The following is a 19,686-nucleotide window of genomic DNA, read 5'->3' as shown; positions in this document are numbered from 1 at the left end:
ACTAACGAGGCGACAGAACAACTCTATGAGTGATGATCCGCATTATCAGCGCGAGAAAGAAAAGTACGAAAACCCGGTAGCAAGCCGGGAGTTTTTGATGAGTCTATTGAAAGAAGAAGACAAACCACTGTCTTTTCTTGAAATATGTACGGCAGTAAATGCCGAAGAAGAAGATGCCCGCATTGGCATTCAGCGCCGCCTTCGCGCCATGGAGCGAGAGGGGCAAGTGCAGTTCACCCGTCAAAAGAAGTACATTCTTCAAGATCAAGATGAGTTGTTCCGCGGTAAAGTCATTGGCCACCGAGATGGCTTCGGCTTTTTACGCCCCGAAGATAAAAGCGGTGACCTGTTCATTAGCGCAGGCCAAATGAAACTGTTTTTGCATGACGATATTGTAGAAGCGCGAGTAAGCGGTACTGACCGCCGTGGCCGCAAAGAAGCCTTTATTACACAGGTGGTAGAGCCTCGTTCAGAGCCGATTGTTGGCCGCTACTTTGTAGAGCAAGGGTTTGGCATGGTTGTGCCAGACGACAGTCGTTTGCAGTATGAAATTGTTATTCCGCCTGAACATGTACATGGCGCCCGCATGGGGCAAATTGTGGTGGTTGAGCTAACGCAGCGTCCTCGCCGTAAAATGAGCCCAGTGGGTAAAATTGTCGAAGTACTAGGTGAACATATGGCACCTGGTATGGAAATAGAAATGGCGCTTCGCACCTTTGATATTCCGCATCAGTGGCCAAAAGGCGTTACCAAGCAAGTTAAAAGCCTTACCGAACAAGTGCCCGATGAAGCAAAAGAAGGGCGAATCGATTTACGTCAGCTTCCCCTTGTTACCATTGATGGTGAAGATGCGCGGGATTTTGATGATGCCGTATATTGTGAACCGCTAGACGATGGTGGCTGGCAGCTTTGGGTAGCCATTGCCGATGTCAGTTACTACGTACGAAATGGCACAGCACTAGATGATGAAGCTCAGCAGCGAGGCAACTCGGTGTATTTCCCCGAGCAAGTTATTCCTATGCTACCGGAAGTGCTTTCCAACGGATTGTGTTCACTGAACCCTGAAGTTGATCGCTTGTGTATGGTGTGCGAGATGACCATTACTGCGCAAGGTAAGTTAGAGACCTACCAATTCTATGAAGCCGTGATGAATTCACATGCTCGCCTAACTTACACCAAAGTATGGCAAATATTGCAAGGCGACAAAGACTTGCATCAACGTTATGAAGCACAAGTGCCGCATTTGCGTCATCTTCACGATTTGTATCGTTCGTTGAAAAAAGCCCGTCAGCACCGCGGTGCTATTGAGTTTGAAACCCAAGAAAGTAAGTTTGTATTTAACGCACAGCGTAAAATTGAAAACATCGTGCCGCTTATCCGTAACGATGCTCATAAGCTTATTGAAGAGTGCATGATTTTAGCGAACGTCAGTGCTGCACTTACACTATCGGAAAATGAAGCACCTACGCTTTATCGAGTACACGACAAACCAGACGCCGATAGGCTGACGGCCTTCACCAGCTACTTAGCTGAAATAGGTGTACCGCATAAGATTACCGATGAAGCCTTACCGGCAGATTTCACCGACGTGGTATTAAAAACCCGTGGTCGCCCTGACGAAGAGCTTATTCAAACCATGTTGCTTCGTTCAATGAAGCAGGCTATTTATGATGGTGACAATCTAGGCCACTTCGGCTTAGCCCTTGAAGCTTATGCGCACTTTACGTCGCCTATTCGTCGATACCCTGATTTGGTAGTTCACCGTGCACTGAAAGGGATTATTGCCAAGCAAAAGGGCAAAAATACGGTTTCAGGTGCAAAGAATTACACCGTTGAAGAAATTGAACAGCTAGGCGAACAGTGCTCGATGACTGAGCGTCGTGCCGACGATGCTACCCGTGATGTTGCAGACTGGCTTAAGTGTGAATTCATGCTTGACCATGTAGGTGACACTTTTGAAGGCGTAGTCAGTTCAGTGACAAACTTTGGCTTGTTTGTTCGCTTAACCGAATATCACATTGACGGCCTAGTACACATTACCTCGCTCGATGACGATTTCTATCACTACGATCAAGTTAAACAAATACTGGCGGGTGAGTCGGGACATCGTCAGTTTAGATTAGGCGATACCGTAGAAGTGAAAGTGGCTGCGGTTAACCTAGATGAAAGAAAGATTGATTTATTGCTGGATAAGTCTATGCTGCGCGGCCCCGGCGGCAAGAAGGTTAAAGTAGCCAGTGCGAAGAAGCCGCCTAGAAATGCCAAGCGAGGCCCTAAAAAAGCTGCGCCCAAAGGCAAGGGGGCACCATCGCGTTCGAAGAAAGGGGGTAAACGTTAATGGCTCAGCAAGAATGGTTATATGGTTTACATGCAATGCAGTCGGTTCTAGAGCAAGAACCAGAGCGTGTAATGGAAGTAATGGTATTAAAAGGCCGTAATGATGAGCGTTTGACTAACATTGTTAATCAAGCACGTCGATTCGGTATATCAGTACAGTTTTGTCAGCGCAAAGCACTAGATGATAAAGTTAACGGTGAACAGCACCAAGGTGTAGTAGCCAGAGCGAAACCCGCTCGTGTTATGGATGAAGCTGACCTAGATAGAATTCTAGATAAAGAAAGTAAGCCTTTATTGTTAGTACTTGACGGTATAACCGACCCGCATAACCTAGGCGCTTGTTTGCGTACAGCTGATGGTGCAGGTGTGCATGCGGTTGTTGTACCTAAAGATAAATCGGCAAGCCTTAATGGCACTGTGCGCAAAGTAGCGTGCGGCGCAGCGGAAGTGATTCCACTTATTCAAGTGACTAACTTGGCGCGTACATTAAAGCATCTGCAAGACAAAGGTTTATGGATTGTGGGCACGGCGGGCGAAACCGACAAAACCCTTTACGATATAAAACTAGATGGCCCAACCGCATTAGTAATGGGCGCTGAAGGTAAAGGCATGCGCAGGTTAACTAAAGAAACCTGCGATGAGTTAGTGAAGCTACCTATGGCAGGTAGTGTAAGTAGCCTTAATGTATCGGTAGCCACTGGTGTTTGCTTGTACGAGATAGTGCGACAACGTGGCTAACTAGCTTTTATTTAGTTGTTATGCAGTTAGTTGCTATACAATTATTAGCTACAGACTTATTCGCAAAACACTGAAGCCGTTAACGTATTCGTTAGCGGCTTTTTCGTTTCTAAAAAACGCTAAGCAGAGAGTAAATTTAATCAATTAATATTTAAGCGTTTTTAATTTCTCAATTAATATTTTCTTACAAATTGAAGCTTTACAGTCAAACTACACGCCACGCCTGCATTTGCCAAAACTCCAACACTACTTAAGCACAATCCCATTTACAACTTACGTATATATTTTGAACGCGAGGAACATTTATTAATACTTAACTCGTTGATTCTATGCTTAATAGTTAAACGGTGCGCATTTGATGATTTACTGAATGCCACAAGAAAAGGCATGTGGGCCGTTTGCGAGTTTAAGCATGGAGTGCTGTCGCAAGAAGTAGCGTTTGCCCTGAATGTCTATTAATAACAACGAAGTTTCAAAAACGCTGTAAAGCGTTGAAACACGACAAGACAGATAACAGGAAATAAAAGTGAATATGAAACACACAAGTATATCAGCCATCGCCCTTGCAGTATCTGTAGGTTTGGTAAGTCATGCTGCAACGGCAGCAATAACGAAAAATACGACAGCGACAAACACAACCAATGCACCAGTCAAAGTTGAAGAGAAAAAAGCGTCGCTTCAATCTTTACTCGGTAAGCGACTTGTTCTGAAGGACGAGTCTGCACAAGAAGAACAGCGCTATATTATTAAATTCAAAGAAACATTAACTACAGATGTTATTAGCAATGCCAGTAGCAGTAAGTCTGACTCCTCAGAGCTAGTCCAAGCTACTAAATCTCGCGTAAAGCGACCTTTTGAAGTGCAATCTGCCCGCAGTGAAATACAGAAGGTAGGAGGAGATGTTCGTAAAGAGCTTGGAAAACATCGCATGATGGCGGCGTCTTTAAGCCGAAGTGCTCTTAATAAATTGCGTAACAATGAAAATGTAGAAAGTATTGAAGTAGATGTGAAACGTACACCTATGGCGCAAACGACCCCTTACGGTTACACCATGGTACAAGCCAATCAGCTTTCGCAAGCAGATACTACCGCTCGACGTGTATGTGTTATCGACACAGGATATAACCTAGGGCATCCGGATTTACCTGGCACCAATGATGGTGTTACCGGTCAGGCGAATAATAGTGCCGTGGGGAATTGGTATAACGATGGCAACGGCCATGGTACCCATGTAGCTGGAACTATTGCCGCCTATGACAATAGTGAAGGGGTTGTTGGTGTTTACCCAGGCGTGAATCTGCATATTGTTAAAATATTCAATGACAATGGCGATTGGACCTATGCCTCTGATCTTATTGATGCTATTTCGCAATGTCAAAGTGCCGGAGCCAATGTGGTAAACATGAGCTTAGGTGGCGGCAGCGCTTCTACAACAGAACAAAACGCAATGCAAAGCTTCACTGACGATGGCTTGTTACTAGTTGCTGCGGCAGGTAACGCCGGTACTAGCGCGAAGTCATATCCTGCTTCCTACGACGCAGTAATGTCGGTTGCCGCTGTGGATTCAAATGAAAATAGAGCAAGCTACAGTCAGTACAACGACCAAGTTGAAATAGCTGCACCTGGTAGTGCGGTATATTCAACATATCCTACAGACACGTATGCGTCTTTAAGCGGAACGTCGATGGCTACGCCACATGTTGCGGGTGGCGCGGCCTTAGTGTGGAGTTACTTCCCTCAATGTTCAAACACCCAGATACGTAATGCCCTAACATCAGCGGCTGAAGATAAAGGAGCAAGTGGACGCGATAACTTGTACGGTTTTGGTCTTATGCAACTTGAGGATGCCTACAGTTACCTCAATACTAATGGATGCGACGGAAGTGGCGGTTCAGATCCAGGCACCGACCCAACCGTTGAGCCTGTCTCTGGTCAGTTGACTGGGTTATCTGCATCACAAAGTAATTGGAATCGCTATACATGGACCATTCCTGAAGGCGTGACTACCATGACAGTGCAAACATCTGGCGGCAGCGGTGATGCAGATTTGTACATGAAGTTTGGTTCTCAGCCAGAAACCAATGACTTTGACTGCCGTCCTTACGAGAATGGTAACAATGAAGTGTGTACGTTCCAAGCACCTGCTGCGGGCACGTGGCATATCGGAATTCGTGCTTACACGACTTACAGTGGCGTAACGTTATCGTATTCGTATGAATAGATAGTTAGCCCACAAATATAATGCTCGCCCCTATTACCTGATGAGCAGGAATAGGGGCTTTTTTGTATAGAAAGATAAAATACTTTTGTAGTGAATTGTCAGCTTTGTAAAGGCAGCGTAAAGGTGTGAACTATAACAAGCTTTGTAGTGCCATACGGCAGTATAGTTCACGCCTTTCTGGGCAGTGTAACTCCCTTCAAACAATCACGAATTTAGTAAGGACGTTCAGTATATGCAATTTCAATTTCCGGCTTGGTTACGAAACGTAGCTATCGGTCTGGTGGCAATATCAGGGTTAGCTGCTTGTGGCGGCTCTGACAGCAGCTCCGATTACTCGTATGCTTATATACAATTCTATAATGCTTCACCAAACGGTGCGAATGTAGAAATGCGAGAAGTCGATGGAGATAGCTTTGGCTCTGCGCAATTCGGTGATACTACCGCGATGTACTCAATGGACAACGGCGAAATTGAACTCGAGTTCATTCGTACCGACTCCGATGACCAAGAAGTGCTTATCGATACTTACACCGTTAATCTAAAAAATGGTGACAAGCGTCTTATCGTAATGAGTGGCGATTTTGCATCACCTATTATTAGCGATTACAGCTATACACGTGAAACGCTAGAAGACCATTTCAGGTTATTCGCATTGTCGGTAACTATTGATGAAGGTTCTTACGACTTCTATTTAGCTGAATCAGGCGACCCATTTGAAGCTGCAAACTTTTTAGGCACAGTAACTGCGTCTGAAATGATTGAGTTTGATTACTGGGATCCAGATGACGACAGCGACTACTTTGACGAAGATGAGTATACAATCTACCTTACAGAGCCTGGAAGCACAGAGGTGATTTTTGAATCGCAAACTATAGACTTTGCATACGAAACTGAATACCTACTAACCATGCGTGATGTAAGTGGTGCAATCCAATCTGGCTTAGTTGTAGATACTATTTTGAATTCATCATCAGTTACAGCGTTAACTGACGTTGAAGCAGACTCTCAGTACCGTATCTATAACTCGACCAATATTACTACGGCACTTGATGTGACTTTTGGTGGTAATACAGATGAAGAAGATGTTGCTTTTTCTTTGGATGCGGGTGAGTTATCTGAATTCACTGAAATTGGATATGGTGATTACCGCGTAACTGTAACCGATACATCTGGTGAAGCTACTACGCTTAGCAATAAGCTTATCACCTTAAACCAAGGTGAAAGTAAAGCCATTCTAATCTACGAAAAAGCGGGCGCTCTTGGCGCAGTGACATTTGTAGAAAGTGGGCTGCCTCAAGCGTACGATAAAACAGTGAACTTCATTAACTTGGTTGAAGACTTTGATGATGTGGATTTCTATCTTGTGCGTAACGATGAAACTATCGATACCGCAGAATACGATCTTCAAAACCTTGAATTTGGCGAGACAGATAGTGAAGTATTACCGTCTGATTACTACGAAATCATTGCCGTTTACGAAGATGATAACGAAGAACAAATTCTGTTAGATCGCACCGCTTTGTTCGGATTTACCGAAGAAGAAAACTATATTGTCACGGTAGAACCAGCAGATACTGCTACTGGTTATGAAATTAACATTTTGTATTAAACACTTACGTTGAAACTATACTAATTGTTAATGCTGGAAAGCTTTATATACCGGCAGTTTGAGTTACCTTTAAAAAGACTATTACTTTCCTGTAATGGTCTTTTTTGCCTTTATGGCTATTAAAGGGAGGGCTTAAATCCTCATGAGTATAATTAAAGATCTTCACCAAATTACCACCGATGGCGCGTTGTCCTTCAGTGAAAAGATAGATCGATTGTTAGAAATTGGCACCAAAGTACTAGGCCTTGAAACGGGAATTGTCAGTTATGTCCATAATGAGAATTATACCGTCGTACAGGTGGTTTCACCGCTAAATGAAATTGAAGTTGGTGCTGAATTTCCGTTATCCGATACTTATTGTGCCGATACTCTTCACGCTAAGGGCATTGTCGCCTACAACAACGTGGATGTAATGCCTGGGAACTCGCACCCTTGCTACGCCCGATACACGCTGAAGAGCTATCTCGCTACACCTATTTACGTTAATGCATCGCTATATGGCACCTTAAATTTTTCTTCCACTAGCTCGAAATACGAAGACTTCTCTGCGTTAGATTATGATTATTTGTTGCTGTTAGCCGATTGGATAGGTGCTGAAGTGGCGCGTGAACAAGCGATGAATGAGATCATTTCTCAGAAAAATGCTTTAGAAGAACAAAACGCACTGTTAAACCAGATTACTGAATTGGCCGGCGTCGGCACGTGGGAGCTCGATTTAGAGATGAACTCGCTAAAGTGGTCTGCATCTTTAAAGCGCATGCTACAGATAAACGAAAAGCAAGAGATCACCCCATCCCGTGCACTTCAGTTTATGGCTAATAAGAAAGTGCGAAATGTATACGAATCTAAATTGGAAGAAATTACCACAACCGGTAATGATTGGGCTTATGAGTTCGAGGTAATTACCGATGGGGGAGAAAAACGGTGGTTAGAAAGTCGTGCACACCCCATTATGAAAAATGGAACTTGCCAAAAAATCATCGGTGCAACACGGGATATAACCGAGAGATTCAACACGACCCAATCATTGAAACAAAAAACCGCTATTGCAGAGCAAGCCCTAAAAGCGCGTAGTGAGTTTCTTGCGAACATGAGCCATGAAATACGAACTCCCATTCATGGTGTACAAGGCATGCTCGAAACCCTTTGCAGTACATCGCTTAACGAAAAGCAGAAAGAGTATACCCATGTTGCTATGCGCAGCTCAGAATCGTTGCTCAACATAGTGAATGATATTTTAGATTTCTCAAAAATCGATTCAGGGCATATGACCTATGATGTTGAGCCGGTAAATTTGAAAGAGTTGATTGAGCAACAAGTGCCAATGTTTAGACGTTTGGCCGATAAAAAGGGAATTGAATTTATCACCGAAACGGCGGCCGTTTCAGATACGTTGTTCCTTGCTGATTCGTTAAGGCTAAGCCAGATTCTAATGAACCTTATCAATAACGCGGTGAAGTTCACCGAAGAAGGTTCCATTAAAATTAGTACGCGATGTACAAAATATGGTGCGGGTCGCTATAGGGTTAAGTTAATAATAACGGATACAGGTATTGGGATTAGTGAAGAGCAGCAAAAAGTTATCTTTTCACCATTTCTTCAGGCCGAGGAGTCTACTCAGCGCCGATTTGGGGGCACTGGTTTGGGCTTGGCCATAGTGAGTAATATTGTTGAGCATTATGATGGTAATGTAGAGGTATCAAGCGCGGTTGGAGAAGGCGCGCGATTTATTGTTACCATGACATTAGATTGTGCAAATGCCGGAACTTTGAAAGAAAAAATTATCGCGGATAACAACACTGCGCCACTTTGCAAAAGAGTGTTGTCTGAATCACGGGTGTTGGTGGTTGAAGATAACGAAATAAATCAGATAGTCATTAAAGAGCAACTAAAAGAAATTGGCGTGTCGGTAGAATTAGCCAACAATGGTGCTTTAGGCCTAGCCAAGGTGAAAAGTGCTATTGCAAGGAAAAAGCCATACGATCTCATCTTCATGGATTGCCACATGCCGGTGATGGATGGGTTAACGGCCACAAAAGAAATTAGGGCGCTAGGCGAAAAAATACCTATCATTGCACTCACTGCAAACGCGCTGAGTGGAGAAAAGGAAAAGTGTTTACGAGCAGGAATGGATGACTTTATATCAAAACCTGTAGGCGTTTCGCGGTTAGGTGACTGTATTAACTATCACTTGTCTTATAAACAGGAGAGGTTTAAAGATCCTGCTTGATAACCAACATTTGGTTATCTGCCCCGGCTATGCTGGGGCTTTTTTATTGTTGTGTTATGCATGTACATTAAATCACAAGACAAATGGTAAAATCTTGCGTATGATTAACATCAGTTTCTGGCACTATTCATGTCATGTGTCATGCGACCCCCCCGCATTTCAGAAGCGATTTACTTAATTTCCCCATCGATTAAAAATAATCCAATTTAACGCTATCTCTATCCCAAAATTTCTGTTATAGTTTCGCGCCCTTTTTATGGGGGTATGTATATAAATTCAACAATGTTTGTTGGGTTTAGCAGCAATAACGACTCGGCAGAGTCTCATAATAGAGCGGAGCACTAACATGATCCAAATGCAAACTAACCTGGACGTTGCAGACAACAGCGGCGCTCGCAGGGTTCAGTGTATTAAGGTTCTTGGTGGCTCGCATCGCCGTTATGCAGGTATCGGTGACATCATCAAAGTTACTGTGAAGGAAGCAATTCCTCGCGGTAAAGTTAAAAAAGGTGACGTACTGAATGCAGTGGTGGTGCGTACTAGAAAAGGCGTTCGTCGTGCAGATGGTTCATCCATTCGTTTTGACGGCAACGCAGCTGTTTTGCTTAACGCAAACAAGCAACCAATTGGTACGCGTATCTTTGGACCGGTAACCCGTGAGTTGAGAAGTGAAAACTTCATGAAAATCATCTCATTGGCCCCAGAGGTACTATAAGGAGTCACGATAATGGCTAATAAAATTCGTCGTGATGATGAAGTAGTCGTATTAGCGGGTAAAGACAAAGGCAAACAAGGCAAAGTCCTTAAAGTGCTTATTGCTGATAACCGTGTAATTATAGAAGGTGTTAATCTTATCAAGAAGCACACTAAGCCAAACCCTCAATTGGGTGTAGCTGGTGGGATTGTTGAGAAAGAAGCTTCTATTCACGTTTCTAATGTTGCGATTGTTAACCCGGCAACGGGCAAAGCAGATCGCGTTGGTTTCCGTTTCGAAGATGAGAAGAAAGTTCGTTTCTTCAAATCTAACGGCGAACTTGTTTAATTATATTGGAGAGTACGATGGCGAAACTGCATGATTTCTATAAAGAAACAGTAGTAGCTGAACTTGCTAAGCAGTTCGGGTACAAAAGCGTCATGCAAGTCCCTCGGATTGAAAAAATCACTCTAAACATGGGTTTAGGTGAAGCAATTGCTGACAAGAAGGTGCTTGAGAATGCTCAAGCTGACATGGCGGCTATCGCCGGTCAGAAGCCGATTGTTACAGTTGCTAGAAGATCAGTAGCGGGCTTTAAAATCCGTGAAGGTTATCCGATTGGCTGTAAAGTAACCTTACGCGGCGAGCGTATGTGGGAATTCCTTGAGCGTTTGATTTCAATCGCTATCCCACGAGTTCGCGACTTCCGTGGTTTGAACCCTAAGTCATTCGACGGTCGTGGTAACTACAGCATGGGCGTGCGTGAGCAAATCATTTTCCCTGAAATCGATTTCGATAAAGTGGATAAAGTTCGTGGTATGGATATTACTATCACTACCAGTGCGGACTCAAATGAAGAAGCACGTGCTCTGCTGGACGCGTTCAACTTCCCATTTAAAAAGTAGGGTGTAGGGTTATGGCAAAAGAATCAATGAAGGCCCGTGAAGTAAAGCGCGCTAAGCTAGTAGCTAAGTACGCAGAAAAACGTGCCGCACTTAAAGCGACTATCAGCGATGTTAACGTATCTGAAGAAGAGCGTTGGGACGCTGTTCTTAAGCTACAACAACTGCCACGTGACTCAAGTTCTTCACGTCAGCGTAACCGCTGCCGCGTAACTGGTCGTCCACATGGTTACCTTCGCAAATTCGGTCTTAGCCGTATCAAACTGCGTGAAGCAGCGATGCGCGGCGAAGTCCCTGGCCTTAAAAAAGCCAGCTGGTAAGGAGTAGCTGATAATGAGCATGCAAGATCCTATCGCGGATATGTTTACCCGCATCCGTAACGGCCAAATGGCAGAGAAAGTTTCTGTAGTTATGCCTTCTTCTAAACTTCGCGTAGCAATTTGTGAAGTATTAAAGTCTGAAGGTTATATTACTGACTTCGCTGCATCTGGTGACGTTAAGCCTGTTTTAGAAGTTACGCTTAAGTACTTCGAAGGCAAGCAAGTAATTGACACTATTGAGCGTGTAAGCCGCCCAGGTCTGCGCATCTATAAGAAAAAAGATGAGCTTCCTAAAGTAATGGGTGGATTGGGTGTCGCGATCGTGTCGACTTCTAAAGGTGTGATGACTGACCGTGCAGCGCGTAACGCTGGCATGGGCGGTGAGATCATCGGTTATGTAGCATAACGGAGGAGTTGAAATGTCACGAGTAGCAAAAGCCCCAGTAGACTTGGTTTCAGGTGTAGATATTTCTATCGCTGGCCAAGAAATTACCGCAAAAGGTAGTAAAGGCACTTTGACCCGCGTTTTTAACGACGCTGTAGAAGTTGTACAAGAAGAAAACCAACTGAAAGCACTTCCTCGTGAAGGTTTCGCTGACAGCTGGGCGCAAGCAGGTACTGCTCGCTCTCTTCTTAACGCAATGGTTCAAGGTGTTTCACAAGGTTTTGAGAAAAAGCTTCAGTTAAATGGTGTTGGTTACCGTGCGCAAGCACAAGGTAGCAAACTAAACCTGACGCTTGGTTTCTCTCACCCAGTAGTATACGAGATGCCTGAAGGCATTACCGTTGAAACGCCTACGCAAACTGAAATCGTCGTGAAAGGCGCCGATAAGCAGGTTGTAGGACAGGTTGCGGCGAACATTCGCGCTTACCGTCCACCAGAGCCTTATAAAGGTAAAGGTGTACGTTACGCTGACGAACATGTACGTCGTAAAGAAGCTAAGAAAAAGTAGGTGGGTGATACGATGGATAAGAAAACAGCTCGCATTCGTCGCGCTACACGCGCACGAGCAAAAATTCGTGAACTGGCCGCGCATCGCTTGGTAATTAACCGTACACCTCGCCACATCTATGCTCAGTTAATCGCTCCTAGCGGTTCTGAAGTATTAGCAGCGGCTTCTACTGTAGATAAAGAACTTGCAAAAGATCTTAAGTCAACAGGTAACGCTGAAGCAGCGGCGATAGTCGGTAAAGCAATTGCAGAACGCGCTAAAGAGAAAGGCATTGAGAAAGTGGCTTTCGATCGTAGTGGTTTTAAATACCACGGTCGCGTTAAGGCATTAGCTGATGCAGCTCGCGAAGCTGGCCTTCAGTTCTAGGAGTTTATAATGGCTAAACAAGAAGTTCAGAACGGTGAACTATTAGAGAAATTGATTGCTGTAAACCGCGTATCTAAAGTGGTTAAAGGTGGTCGTATCTTTAGTTTCACTGCATTGACAGTAGTGGGTGACGGTAATGGTCGCGTAGGTTTCGGTTACGGTAAAGCACGTGAAGTGCCTGCTGCAATCCAGAAAGCTATGGAAAAGGCACGTCGCAACATGGTTGACGTTGACCTTAATGGCCACACGTTACAGCACCCAATTAAAGGTCGTCACTCTGGCTCTAAAGTCTACATGCAGCCTGCATCAGAAGGTACCGGTATTATTGCCGGCGGTGCAATGCGTGCAGTACTTGAAGTAGCTGGTGTACAGAACGTACTTTCAAAATGTTACGGTTCTACGAACCCAATCAACGTTGTTCGTGCAACAATCAACGCGCTGACAGAGATGAATTCTCCAGCGAAAGTTGCTGCGAAGCGTGGATTGTCTGTATCAGAAATTTTGGGGTAATCAGACATGGCAACGATTAAAGTAAAGCAAACTAAAAGTGCGATTGGCCGTTTGCCAAAGCACAGAGCTACGCTTAAAGGTTTAGGCCTTCGTAAAATCAACCATGTTCGTGAACTGGAAGATACGCCAAGTGTACGCGGCATGATTCACCGTGTTAATTACATGGTCGAAATAGTCGAGGAGTAAGTTATGCGTTTAAATACTATTGCTCCTGCTCCAGGAGCTAAACATTCTGGTAAGCGTACTGGTCGTGGTATCGGTTCAGGTCTAGGTAAAACAGGTGGCGCAGGTCACAAAGGTCAAAAAAGCCGTTCAGGTGGCCGTGTTAAGCCAGGATTTGAAGGTGGTCAGATGCCACTTCAGCGTCGTCTTCCTAAATTCGGTTTCACTTCACGCAAGAGCTTCGTTACTGATGAAGTAACGCTTGCAGAAATCGCAAAGGTTGATGGTGATACAGCATCTCTAGAAACTTTAAAAGCAGCTGGTCTTGTGAAAAAAGAGATTCAGTTCGTTAAAGTTATCAAGAGCGGTGAAGTATCTCGCGCTGTTACAGTAAGCGGTTTAAAGGTTACTAAAGGCGCTAAAGAAGCGATTGAAGCTGCTGGCGGTAAAGTAGAGGAATAAGCTAGATGGCTAAACCAGGATTGGATTCAGGCGCGAAAAGCGGCTTGAGTGAGCTTAAAGCAAGATTGTTGTTCGTACTCGGTGCGATTGTTGTATTCAGATTAGGTTCATACGTTCCTATTCCGGGCATCGATCCAGCTGTACTTGCTGACTTGTTCGAGCAACAGAAAGGTACCATTGTAGAAATGTTTAACATGTTCTCCGGTGGTGCGCTTGAGCGTGCATCCGTTCTGGCTTTGGGCATCATGCCATACATTACTGCATCAATTATTATGCAGTTGCTCTCGGTGGTTCATCCACCGATGATAGAGCTTAAAAAAGAAGGTGAAGCAGGTCGTCGTAAAATTAGCCAGTACACACGTTATTTAACGTTGGTGTTGGCTATCTTCCAATCTATTGGAATTTCGACGGGTCTGCCTAACCTAATTAATGGACTGGTATTGAACCCTGGCTTCGGATTCTACTTTACGGCAGTAGTGAGCTTGGTCACAGGAACTATGTTCCTAATGTGGTTAGGTGAGCAAATTACTGAACGAGGTATCGGTAACGGTATTTCTATATTGATATTTGCTGGTATTGTTGCCGGTCTACCAACAGCGATAGGTCAGACGGCAGAACAAGCAAGACAAGGCGACATTAACTTGTTGTTCTTGTTGTTGATGGCTGTGATTGTTATTGCGCTTACATACCTTGTGGTATTTGTAGAGCGCGGACAGCGCAGAATTGTGGTAAACTATGCAAAGCGTCAGCAAGGCCGTCAGGTTTTTGCCGCGCAAAGCACGCATTTACCACTGAAAGTCAACATGGCTGGTGTTATTCCACCCATCTTTGCTTCCAGCATCATTTTGTTTCCGGGTACTATCGCAGGATGGTTCGGACAGAATGAATCTACAGCGTGGTTGCAGGACGTAGCACTTATGCTATCTCCAGGTCAGCCTCTGTATGTGATGTTATATGCAACAGCGATAATCTTCTTCTGCTTCTTCTACACGGCGTTGGTTTTCAACCCGCGTGAAACAGCGGATAACTTGAAGAAGTCTGGTGCGTTTGTACCAGGTATTCGTCCTGGTGAACAAACATCGCGTTATATCGATAAGGTAATGACTCGTCTGACTCTGGCAGGCGCACTGTACATAACCTTTATTTGTTTGGTGCCTGAATTCATGCTGATTGCCTGGAATGTGCCGTTCTACTTCGGTGGTACGTCGCTTCTAATTATCGTGGTGGTTATCATGGACTTTATGGCACAGGTGCAGACGCATTTGATGAGTAGTCAATATGAGTCTGTTCTGAAGAAAGCTAATCTTAAAGGCTACGGCCGTTAAGTTAGCCCCTTAATATATAAGATAGGGGAGTGATGTAATGAAAGTTCGTGCATCAGTTAAAAAGATTTGCCGTAACTGTAAAGTTATCAAACGCAACGGTGTTGTGCGCGTAATTTGTACAGAGCCGAAGCATAAGCAAAGGCAAGGTTAATCTACGCGGTACTGAATACTCGCAAAGCCAATAAGCAGGGCCTGACTTATACTTATCAGGTTCTGCTGGTTTTGTTTAAAGTATTTAGAACCTAAATATTTGCAATTTAGTTGACGGGTAAGTATCCTATCGGGCTTTTTAGGTCGTCAACAATAAATTAGAGGAGTGCTGTTAATGGCCCGTATCGCTGGCATTAACATTCCTGAGCACAAGCATGCTGTAATCGCTATCCAAGCGATCTATGGCGTTGGTCCTACACGTGCTAAAAGCATTTGTGTAGGTGCTGGTGTTGCAGAAGATACAAAGATCAAAGAGCTAGACGAAGCGACTATTGATAAGCTTCGTGACGAAGTGGCTAAATTTACCGTTGAAGGTGATTTACGCCGTGAAGTCTCTATGAGCATCAAACGTTTGATGGACCTGGGTTGCTTCCGTGGTATTCGCCACCGTCGTAGCTTGCCTCTACGTGGTCAGCGCACTAAAACTAATGCGCGTACCCGTAAAGGTCCTCGTAAGCCAATTAAGAAGTAAACGGGGAATAAGTTATGGCTAAAGCACCAGCTCGTAGTACGCGTAAGCGCGCTAAACGTCAGGTTGCAGACGGTATGGCTCATATCCATGCGTCTTTCAACAACACAATTGTGACTATTACAGACCGTCAAGGCAATGCATTAGCATGGGCGACATCTGGTGGTTCAGGTTTCCGTGGTTCACGTAAATCTACCCCATTTGCTGCACAGGTTGCTGCAGAGCGTGCAGGTGTTGCTGCACAAGAATACGGTCTTAAAAACCTAGAAGTGTTTGTAAAAGGTCCAGGTCCAGGCCGTGAGTCTGCGATCCGTGCTCTTAACGCTACTGGTTATAAGATCACAAATATTACCGATGTGACACCAATTCCTCACAACGGTTGTCGTCCACCGAAAAAACGTCGCGTTTAATCGACGGACAGTTGGAGAAAGATCATGGCAAGATATTTGGGTCCAAAACTCAAACTTAGCCGTCGCGAAGGAACTGATTTGTTCCTTAAAAGCGGCGTTCGCGCAATCGATTCTAAATGTAAAATCGATACAGCGCCTGGTCAGCATGGAGCCCGTCGTGGCCGTTTGTCTGACTACGGTGTTCAGCTGCGTGAAAAACAAAAAGTTCGTCGTATGTATGGCGTTCTTGAAAAGCAATTCCGCAACTACTATAAAGAAGCTGCACGTCTAAAAGGGAACACAGGTGAAAACTTGTTACAACTTTTAGAAAAGCGTCTTGATAACGTAGTTTACCGTATGGGATTTGCTAGCACACGTGCTGAAGCGCGTCAGCTAGTTAGCCACAAGGCGATCATGGTAAATGGTCAAGTTGTGAACATTCCATCATTCAACGTTTCTGCCGAAGACGTGGTTTCTGTTCGTGAAAAAGCTAAGAAGCAAGCTCGTATCGTAGCTGCTTTGGAACTGGCTGACCAACGCGAGAAGCCAACTTGGATTGAAGTAGACAGCACGAAAATGGAAGGTACTTTTAAGCGCCTACCAGAAAGAACTGATTTGTCTGCGGAAATTAACGAACAGTTGATCGTTGAACTTTACTCTAAGTAAAGCTAACTAAAGAGGAAGCATTGTGGGTTCTGTGACTGAATTCCTTAAACCGAGACTAGTTGAGATCGAAAACGTTTCTCCTACTCGTGCCAAAGTAACTTTGGAACCACTAGAGCGCGGCTTTGGCCACACTCTAGGTAACGCCCTACGTCGTATCTTGTTGTCATCCATGCCAGGATGCGCAGTTACTGAAGTAGAAATTGATGGCGTTCTTCACGAGTACAGCACCAAAGAAGGTGTGCAAGAAGACGTAATTGAAATCTTGCTAAATCTTAAAGGTTTAGCGGTTCGCCTTGAAGGTAAAACTGAGGCAACCCTAACTCTAGTGAAATCTGGCGCTGGCCCTGTTGTTGCTGGTGACATTCAGCATGATGGCGACGTAGAAATTGTTAACCCTGACCACTTAGTTTGTACTTTAACTGGCGAAGCTGAAATCAGCATGCGTATTAAAGTAGAAATGGGTCGTGGTTATGTACCAGCTTCTACCCGTCGCTCCTCTGAAGAAGATGATCGTCCAATTGGTCGTTTGTTAGTTGATGCTTCATACAGCCCAGTAGAGCGTATAGCTTACAGTGTAGAGTCTGCCCGTGTTGAACAACGCACAGACCTAGACAAATTGATTATCGATATGGAAACGAACGGTACTTTAGATCCTGAAGAAGCGATCCGCCGTTCTGCGACTATCCTAGCTGAACAGCTTGATGCATTCGTAGATTTACGTGATGTGTCTGAGCCAGAAGCGAAAGAAGAGAAGCCGGAATTTGATCCGATTCTACTTCGCCCAGTTGATGACCTAGAGCTAACTGTACGTTCTGCTAACTGTTTAAAAGCAGAAGCTATCCAGTACATTGGTGACCTGGTTCAGCGTACTGAGGTTGAGCTACTTAAAACGCCTAACCTTGGTAAAAAATCGCTAACTGAAATCAAAGATGTTCTAGCATCTCGTGGACTTTCTCTAGGTATGCGCCTAGAAAACTGGCCGCCTGAGAGCATCGCTGAAAAAGATTAATCAGGTTTTTAATAAACTGATTTGTAGAGAAGGATAAAACTATGCGCCATCGTAAGAGTGGTCGTCAGTTGAATCGCAACAGCAGCCATCGTCAAGCTATGTTCAAGAACATGGCCGGCTCTTTGGTCAAGCACGAAGTGATCAAAACGACGTTACCAAAAGCGAAAGAATTACGTCGCGTTATTGAGCCTCTTATCACTATGGCTAAGCAAGACAGCGTTGCAAACCGCCGTTTAGCTTTCGCCCGCACTGGTGATAAAGAAGTTGTTGGTAAACTATTCAACGAGCTTGGTCCTCGTTACGAAGCTCGCCCAGGCGGATACACTCGCATTCTTAAATGCGGACTCCGTGCTGGCGACAATGCCCCTATGGCATACGTTGAACTAGTAGACCGTCCAGTTGTTGAAGCTGAAGAAGAAGCAGTAGAAGCAACTGAAGAGTAATAAATACTCTCAATTCTGAGTTATCAGAATTATTAAAAAACCCGGCTTAGGCCGGGTTTTTTGTTTTTGAAATTCGATATTCGTATTAACTAAGAATTAATATAATTAATTACTGGAAGTGTCGTTTCATCCCCAAACAAATATTTGTATACTTAAAGCATAATAAAGAATCAGGAAGTGAGAGTTCTCTCACTCATTAGGGAAGTTAATATGAAACCAGTAGTACTTGCAGGCGGCACTGGAAGCCGCTTATGGCCAAAATCAAGAGCGGCGTTACCTAAACAGTTTTTGTCACTCACATCCGATAACACCATGTTGCAAGACACTATTGTTCGGTTGAATGGTACTAAAGCCCAAAGCCCCATTTTTATATGTAATGATGCACACCGATTTCTAGTTGCAGAGCAACTACGTCAAAAAGACATTCACCATGGCGGTATTTTACTTGAGCCTGTTGGCCGAAATACTGCACCGGCTATTGCACTAGCAGCGTTGCATGCAACGATGAATGGTGAAGACCCTGTTTTGCTCGTACTAGCAGCCGACCATTTAATTAAAGACGAACCCGCATTTCATGCTGCAATTGAAAAAGCAGAAAAATTAGCAGAGCAGGGTAAATTGGTGACATTTGGTATAGTGCCAGATCAACCACACACAGGCTATGGCTACATTAAAGCAGGGAGTGGATTAGCAGACGGATTTGAAGTTGCTGAGTTTGTTGAGAAACCTGCGCTTGAAACTGCAAAAGGGTATGTCGATTCTGGTGACTATTATTGGAATAGTGGCATGTTTATGTTTAAAGCTAGCAGATACTTAGAAGAGCTTGAGAAATACAGCCCTGAAATGCTAGATGTCTGTAAACGCGCTATCGACACTGAAACCCCAGACCTAGATTTTATTCGCGTCGATCACGATATTTTTGCTACCTGCCCAGATGACTCTATCGATTATGCTGTAATGGAAAAAACTGATAGTGCTGCCATGGTTCCACTTGATGCCCAGTGGAGTGATGTAGGTAGCTGGACTTCGTTATGGGAAACAGCGGAAAAAGACGAAAATGGCAATGTTTCTGTTGGTGATACTATTTTAGAAAATACTAAAAATAGCTATGTGAACGCAGAGCAACGCCTTGTATCTGTCATTGGTTTGGAAGACGTTATAGTCGTAGAAACTAAAGATGCGGTGATGGTCGCTCATAAAGACGATGCACAGAGCATCAAGAACGTGGTAAACAAACTTAAAGCTGAAAAACGCCCTGAATTTCAGTTCCATCGTGAAGTATTTCGCCCTTGGGGCAGTTACGATTCAATTGATAATGGGGCTCGTTTCCAAGTTAAGAGAATTACTGTTAAGCCTGGCGAAAAACTGTCGGTTCAAATGCACCATCACCGCGCTGAACACTGGATCGTGGTATCGGGCAGTGCCAATGTAACCATAGATGATAAAACTACATTAGTCACCGAGAACCAATCGGTTTACATTCCTATAGGGGCTGTTCATGCCCTAGAAAATCCGGGTAAGATCCAACTGGAGCTTATTGAAGTGCAGTCAGGCGCCTATTTAGGCGAAGATGACATAGTGCGCTTTTCTGATAGATATGGACGTGTAGCTAAGTAAATTAGGCAGTTAATTAATTAGAAAGGCACCTTTGGTGCCTTTTTCTTTTTTTGG

At 44.3% G+C, this 19,686-nt stretch carries 23 protein-coding genes; all 23 read left to right on the top strand.

Features of this window, described 5'->3' with window-relative positions; genetic code table 11:
* Nucleotides 1-25 precede the first annotated feature (25 nt).
* The 23 genes from rnr to AVL57_RS17350 all read left to right on the top strand — a co-directional run bounded on the left by rnr (nucleotide 26) and on the right by AVL57_RS17350 (nucleotide 19,632).
* Nucleotides 26-2,338, top strand: coding sequence for a ribonuclease R (rnr, locus tag AVL57_RS17455; RefSeq protein ID WP_057795816.1), 2,313 nt, complete (start codon nucleotides 26-28; stop codon nucleotides 2,336-2,338).
* Entirely contained in the window at nucleotides 2,338-3,075 is a 738-nt protein-coding gene (rlmB, locus tag AVL57_RS17450) for a 23S rRNA (guanosine(2251)-2'-O)-methyltransferase RlmB (protein WP_013786232.1), read from the top strand. The genes rnr and rlmB overlap by 1 nt, the downstream gene beginning before the upstream one ends.
* A 532-nt stretch (nucleotides 3,076-3,607) precedes the next feature.
* A complete protein-coding gene (locus tag AVL57_RS17445; RefSeq protein WP_057795818.1) occupies nucleotides 3,608-5,296 on the top strand; it encodes a S8 family serine peptidase in 1,689 nt (562 codons plus the stop codon).
* A 232-nt stretch (nucleotides 5,297-5,528) separates the two neighbouring features.
* Nucleotides 5,529-6,905, top strand: a complete 1,377-nt coding sequence (locus tag AVL57_RS17440; protein ID WP_057795820.1) for a DUF4397 domain-containing protein — start codon at nucleotides 5,529-5,531, stop codon at nucleotides 6,903-6,905.
* Between the two features lie 142 nt (nucleotides 6,906-7,047).
* The gene (locus AVL57_RS17435) at nucleotides 7,048-9,135 is read left to right on the top strand and encodes a GAF domain-containing hybrid sensor histidine kinase/response regulator (protein ID WP_057795822.1); all 2,088 of its coding nucleotides are present in this window, start codon (nucleotides 7,048-7,050) and stop codon (nucleotides 9,133-9,135) included.
* A gap of 346 nt (nucleotides 9,136-9,481) precedes the next feature.
* Nucleotides 9,482-9,850, top strand: a complete 369-nt coding sequence (gene rplN, locus AVL57_RS17430; protein WP_013786228.1) for a 50S ribosomal protein L14 — start codon at nucleotides 9,482-9,484, stop codon at nucleotides 9,848-9,850.
* A gap of 12 nt (nucleotides 9,851-9,862) precedes the next feature.
* A complete protein-coding gene (gene rplX, locus AVL57_RS17425; RefSeq protein ID WP_013786227.1) occupies nucleotides 9,863-10,177 on the top strand; it encodes a 50S ribosomal protein L24 in 315 nt (104 codons plus the stop codon).
* Nucleotides 10,178-10,194: 17 nt separating this feature from the next.
* On the top strand, nucleotides 10,195-10,734 hold the full coding sequence (gene rplE, locus AVL57_RS17420; protein WP_013786226.1) for a 50S ribosomal protein L5: 540 nt from the start codon (nucleotides 10,195-10,197) through the stop codon (nucleotides 10,732-10,734).
* Between the two features lie 11 nt (nucleotides 10,735-10,745).
* Nucleotides 10,746-11,051, top strand: coding sequence for a 30S ribosomal protein S14 (gene rpsN / locus AVL57_RS17415; RefSeq protein ID WP_013786225.1), 306 nt, complete (start codon nucleotides 10,746-10,748; stop codon nucleotides 11,049-11,051).
* Between the two features lie 13 nt (nucleotides 11,052-11,064).
* Nucleotides 11,065-11,457, top strand: coding sequence for a 30S ribosomal protein S8 (gene rpsH / locus AVL57_RS17410; RefSeq protein ID WP_013786224.1), 393 nt, complete (start codon nucleotides 11,065-11,067; stop codon nucleotides 11,455-11,457).
* Nucleotides 11,458-11,470: 13 nt separating this feature from the next.
* On the top strand, nucleotides 11,471-12,004 hold the full coding sequence (gene rplF, locus AVL57_RS17405; RefSeq protein WP_057795824.1) for a 50S ribosomal protein L6: 534 nt from the start codon (nucleotides 11,471-11,473) through the stop codon (nucleotides 12,002-12,004).
* Between the two features lie 12 nt (nucleotides 12,005-12,016).
* Nucleotides 12,017-12,370, top strand: a complete 354-nt coding sequence (gene rplR, locus AVL57_RS17400) for a 50S ribosomal protein L18 (RefSeq protein WP_041453128.1) — start codon at nucleotides 12,017-12,019, stop codon at nucleotides 12,368-12,370.
* Between the two features lie 9 nt (nucleotides 12,371-12,379).
* The gene (rpsE, locus tag AVL57_RS17395) at nucleotides 12,380-12,880 is read left to right on the top strand and encodes a 30S ribosomal protein S5 (protein WP_013786221.1); all 501 of its coding nucleotides are present in this window, start codon (nucleotides 12,380-12,382) and stop codon (nucleotides 12,878-12,880) included.
* Between the two features lie 6 nt (nucleotides 12,881-12,886).
* Nucleotides 12,887-13,066: a 50S ribosomal protein L30 gene (rpmD, locus tag AVL57_RS17390; RefSeq protein ID WP_013786220.1), complete on the top strand. Its 180-nt coding sequence runs from the start codon at nucleotides 12,887-12,889 to the stop codon at nucleotides 13,064-13,066.
* A gap of 3 nt (nucleotides 13,067-13,069) precedes the next feature.
* Nucleotides 13,070-13,504: a 50S ribosomal protein L15 gene (gene rplO / locus AVL57_RS17385; protein WP_013786219.1), complete on the top strand. Its 435-nt coding sequence runs from the start codon at nucleotides 13,070-13,072 to the stop codon at nucleotides 13,502-13,504.
* Between the two features lie 5 nt (nucleotides 13,505-13,509).
* Nucleotides 13,510-14,829 carry a preprotein translocase subunit SecY gene (gene secY / locus AVL57_RS17380; protein WP_013786218.1) on the top strand — a complete coding sequence of 440 codons (1,320 nt, stop codon included), beginning with the start codon at nucleotides 13,510-13,512 and terminating at the stop codon, nucleotides 14,827-14,829.
* A gap of 37 nt (nucleotides 14,830-14,866) precedes the next feature.
* Nucleotides 14,867-14,980 carry a 50S ribosomal protein L36 gene (rpmJ, locus tag AVL57_RS21090; RefSeq protein ID WP_013786217.1) on the top strand — a complete coding sequence of 38 codons (114 nt, stop codon included), beginning with the start codon at nucleotides 14,867-14,869 and terminating at the stop codon, nucleotides 14,978-14,980.
* A 174-nt stretch (nucleotides 14,981-15,154) separates the two neighbouring features.
* Complete coding sequence (gene rpsM, locus AVL57_RS17375) at nucleotides 15,155-15,511, top strand: 30S ribosomal protein S13 (protein ID WP_013786216.1); 357 nt, start codon at nucleotides 15,155-15,157, stop codon at nucleotides 15,509-15,511.
* Nucleotides 15,512-15,525: 14 nt separating this feature from the next.
* Complete coding sequence (gene rpsK / locus AVL57_RS17370; protein ID WP_013786215.1) at nucleotides 15,526-15,918, top strand: 30S ribosomal protein S11; 393 nt, start codon at nucleotides 15,526-15,528, stop codon at nucleotides 15,916-15,918.
* A 24-nt stretch (nucleotides 15,919-15,942) separates the two neighbouring features.
* Complete coding sequence (gene rpsD / locus AVL57_RS17365) at nucleotides 15,943-16,563, top strand: 30S ribosomal protein S4 (RefSeq protein ID WP_013786214.1); 621 nt, start codon at nucleotides 15,943-15,945, stop codon at nucleotides 16,561-16,563.
* A gap of 19 nt (nucleotides 16,564-16,582) precedes the next feature.
* A complete protein-coding gene (locus AVL57_RS17360) occupies nucleotides 16,583-17,572 on the top strand; it encodes a DNA-directed RNA polymerase subunit alpha (RefSeq protein ID WP_041452624.1) in 990 nt (329 codons plus the stop codon).
* Between the two features lie 41 nt (nucleotides 17,573-17,613).
* Nucleotides 17,614-18,015, top strand: a complete 402-nt coding sequence (gene rplQ / locus AVL57_RS17355; RefSeq protein WP_013786212.1) for a 50S ribosomal protein L17 — start codon at nucleotides 17,614-17,616, stop codon at nucleotides 18,013-18,015.
* Between the two features lie 210 nt (nucleotides 18,016-18,225).
* The gene (locus AVL57_RS17350) at nucleotides 18,226-19,632 is read left to right on the top strand and encodes a mannose-1-phosphate guanylyltransferase/mannose-6-phosphate isomerase (RefSeq protein WP_057795826.1); all 1,407 of its coding nucleotides are present in this window, start codon (nucleotides 18,226-18,228) and stop codon (nucleotides 19,630-19,632) included.
* Nucleotides 19,633-19,686 lie beyond the last annotated feature (54 nt).

The sequence above is a fragment of the Alteromonas stellipolaris genome (assembly GCF_001562115.1).
GTDB lineage: Bacteria > Pseudomonadota > Gammaproteobacteria > Enterobacterales > Alteromonadaceae > Alteromonas > Alteromonas stellipolaris.
The sequence above is the reverse complement of the archived record's forward strand: the minus strand, read 5'-3'. Positions and strand labels throughout refer to the sequence as shown.

Coding starts and splice junctions, on each gene's coding strand:
- rplN (WP_013786228.1), top strand. CDS start 9,482: ATGATCCAAATGCAAACTAACCTGGACGTTGCAGACAACAGCGGCGCT.
- rpsK (WP_013786215.1), top strand. CDS start 15,526: ATGGCTAAAGCACCAGCTCGTAGTACGCGTAAGCGCGCTAAACGTCAG.
- AVL57_RS17435 (WP_057795822.1), top strand. CDS start 7,048: ATGAGTATAATTAAAGATCTTCACCAAATTACCACCGATGGCGCGTTG.
- AVL57_RS17440 (WP_057795820.1), top strand. CDS start 5,529: ATGCAATTTCAATTTCCGGCTTGGTTACGAAACGTAGCTATCGGTCTG.
- rpsH (WP_013786224.1), top strand. CDS start 11,065: ATGAGCATGCAAGATCCTATCGCGGATATGTTTACCCGCATCCGTAAC.
- rplR (WP_041453128.1), top strand. CDS start 12,017: ATGGATAAGAAAACAGCTCGCATTCGTCGCGCTACACGCGCACGAGCA.
- rlmB (WP_013786232.1), top strand. CDS start 2,338: ATGGCTCAGCAAGAATGGTTATATGGTTTACATGCAATGCAGTCGGTT.
- rpsN (WP_013786225.1), top strand. CDS start 10,746: ATGGCAAAAGAATCAATGAAGGCCCGTGAAGTAAAGCGCGCTAAGCTA.
- rplQ (WP_013786212.1), top strand. CDS start 17,614: ATGCGCCATCGTAAGAGTGGTCGTCAGTTGAATCGCAACAGCAGCCAT.
- secY (WP_013786218.1), top strand. CDS start 13,510: ATGGCTAAACCAGGATTGGATTCAGGCGCGAAAAGCGGCTTGAGTGAG.
- rpmJ (WP_013786217.1), top strand. CDS start 14,867: ATGAAAGTTCGTGCATCAGTTAAAAAGATTTGCCGTAACTGTAAAGTT.
- rpsM (WP_013786216.1), top strand. CDS start 15,155: ATGGCCCGTATCGCTGGCATTAACATTCCTGAGCACAAGCATGCTGTA.
- rplF (WP_057795824.1), top strand. CDS start 11,471: ATGTCACGAGTAGCAAAAGCCCCAGTAGACTTGGTTTCAGGTGTAGAT.
- rpsD (WP_013786214.1), top strand. CDS start 15,943: ATGGCAAGATATTTGGGTCCAAAACTCAAACTTAGCCGTCGCGAAGGA.
- rplE (WP_013786226.1), top strand. CDS start 10,195: ATGGCGAAACTGCATGATTTCTATAAAGAAACAGTAGTAGCTGAACTT.
- rplO (WP_013786219.1), top strand. CDS start 13,070: ATGCGTTTAAATACTATTGCTCCTGCTCCAGGAGCTAAACATTCTGGT.
- rpmD (WP_013786220.1), top strand. CDS start 12,887: ATGGCAACGATTAAAGTAAAGCAAACTAAAAGTGCGATTGGCCGTTTG.
- rpsE (WP_013786221.1), top strand. CDS start 12,380: ATGGCTAAACAAGAAGTTCAGAACGGTGAACTATTAGAGAAATTGATT.
- AVL57_RS17445 (WP_057795818.1), top strand. CDS start 3,608: ATGAAACACACAAGTATATCAGCCATCGCCCTTGCAGTATCTGTAGGT.
- AVL57_RS17350 (WP_057795826.1), top strand. CDS start 18,226: ATGAAACCAGTAGTACTTGCAGGCGGCACTGGAAGCCGCTTATGGCCA.
- rplX (WP_013786227.1), top strand. CDS start 9,863: ATGGCTAATAAAATTCGTCGTGATGATGAAGTAGTCGTATTAGCGGGT.
- rnr (WP_057795816.1), top strand. CDS start 26: ATGAGTGATGATCCGCATTATCAGCGCGAGAAAGAAAAGTACGAAAAC.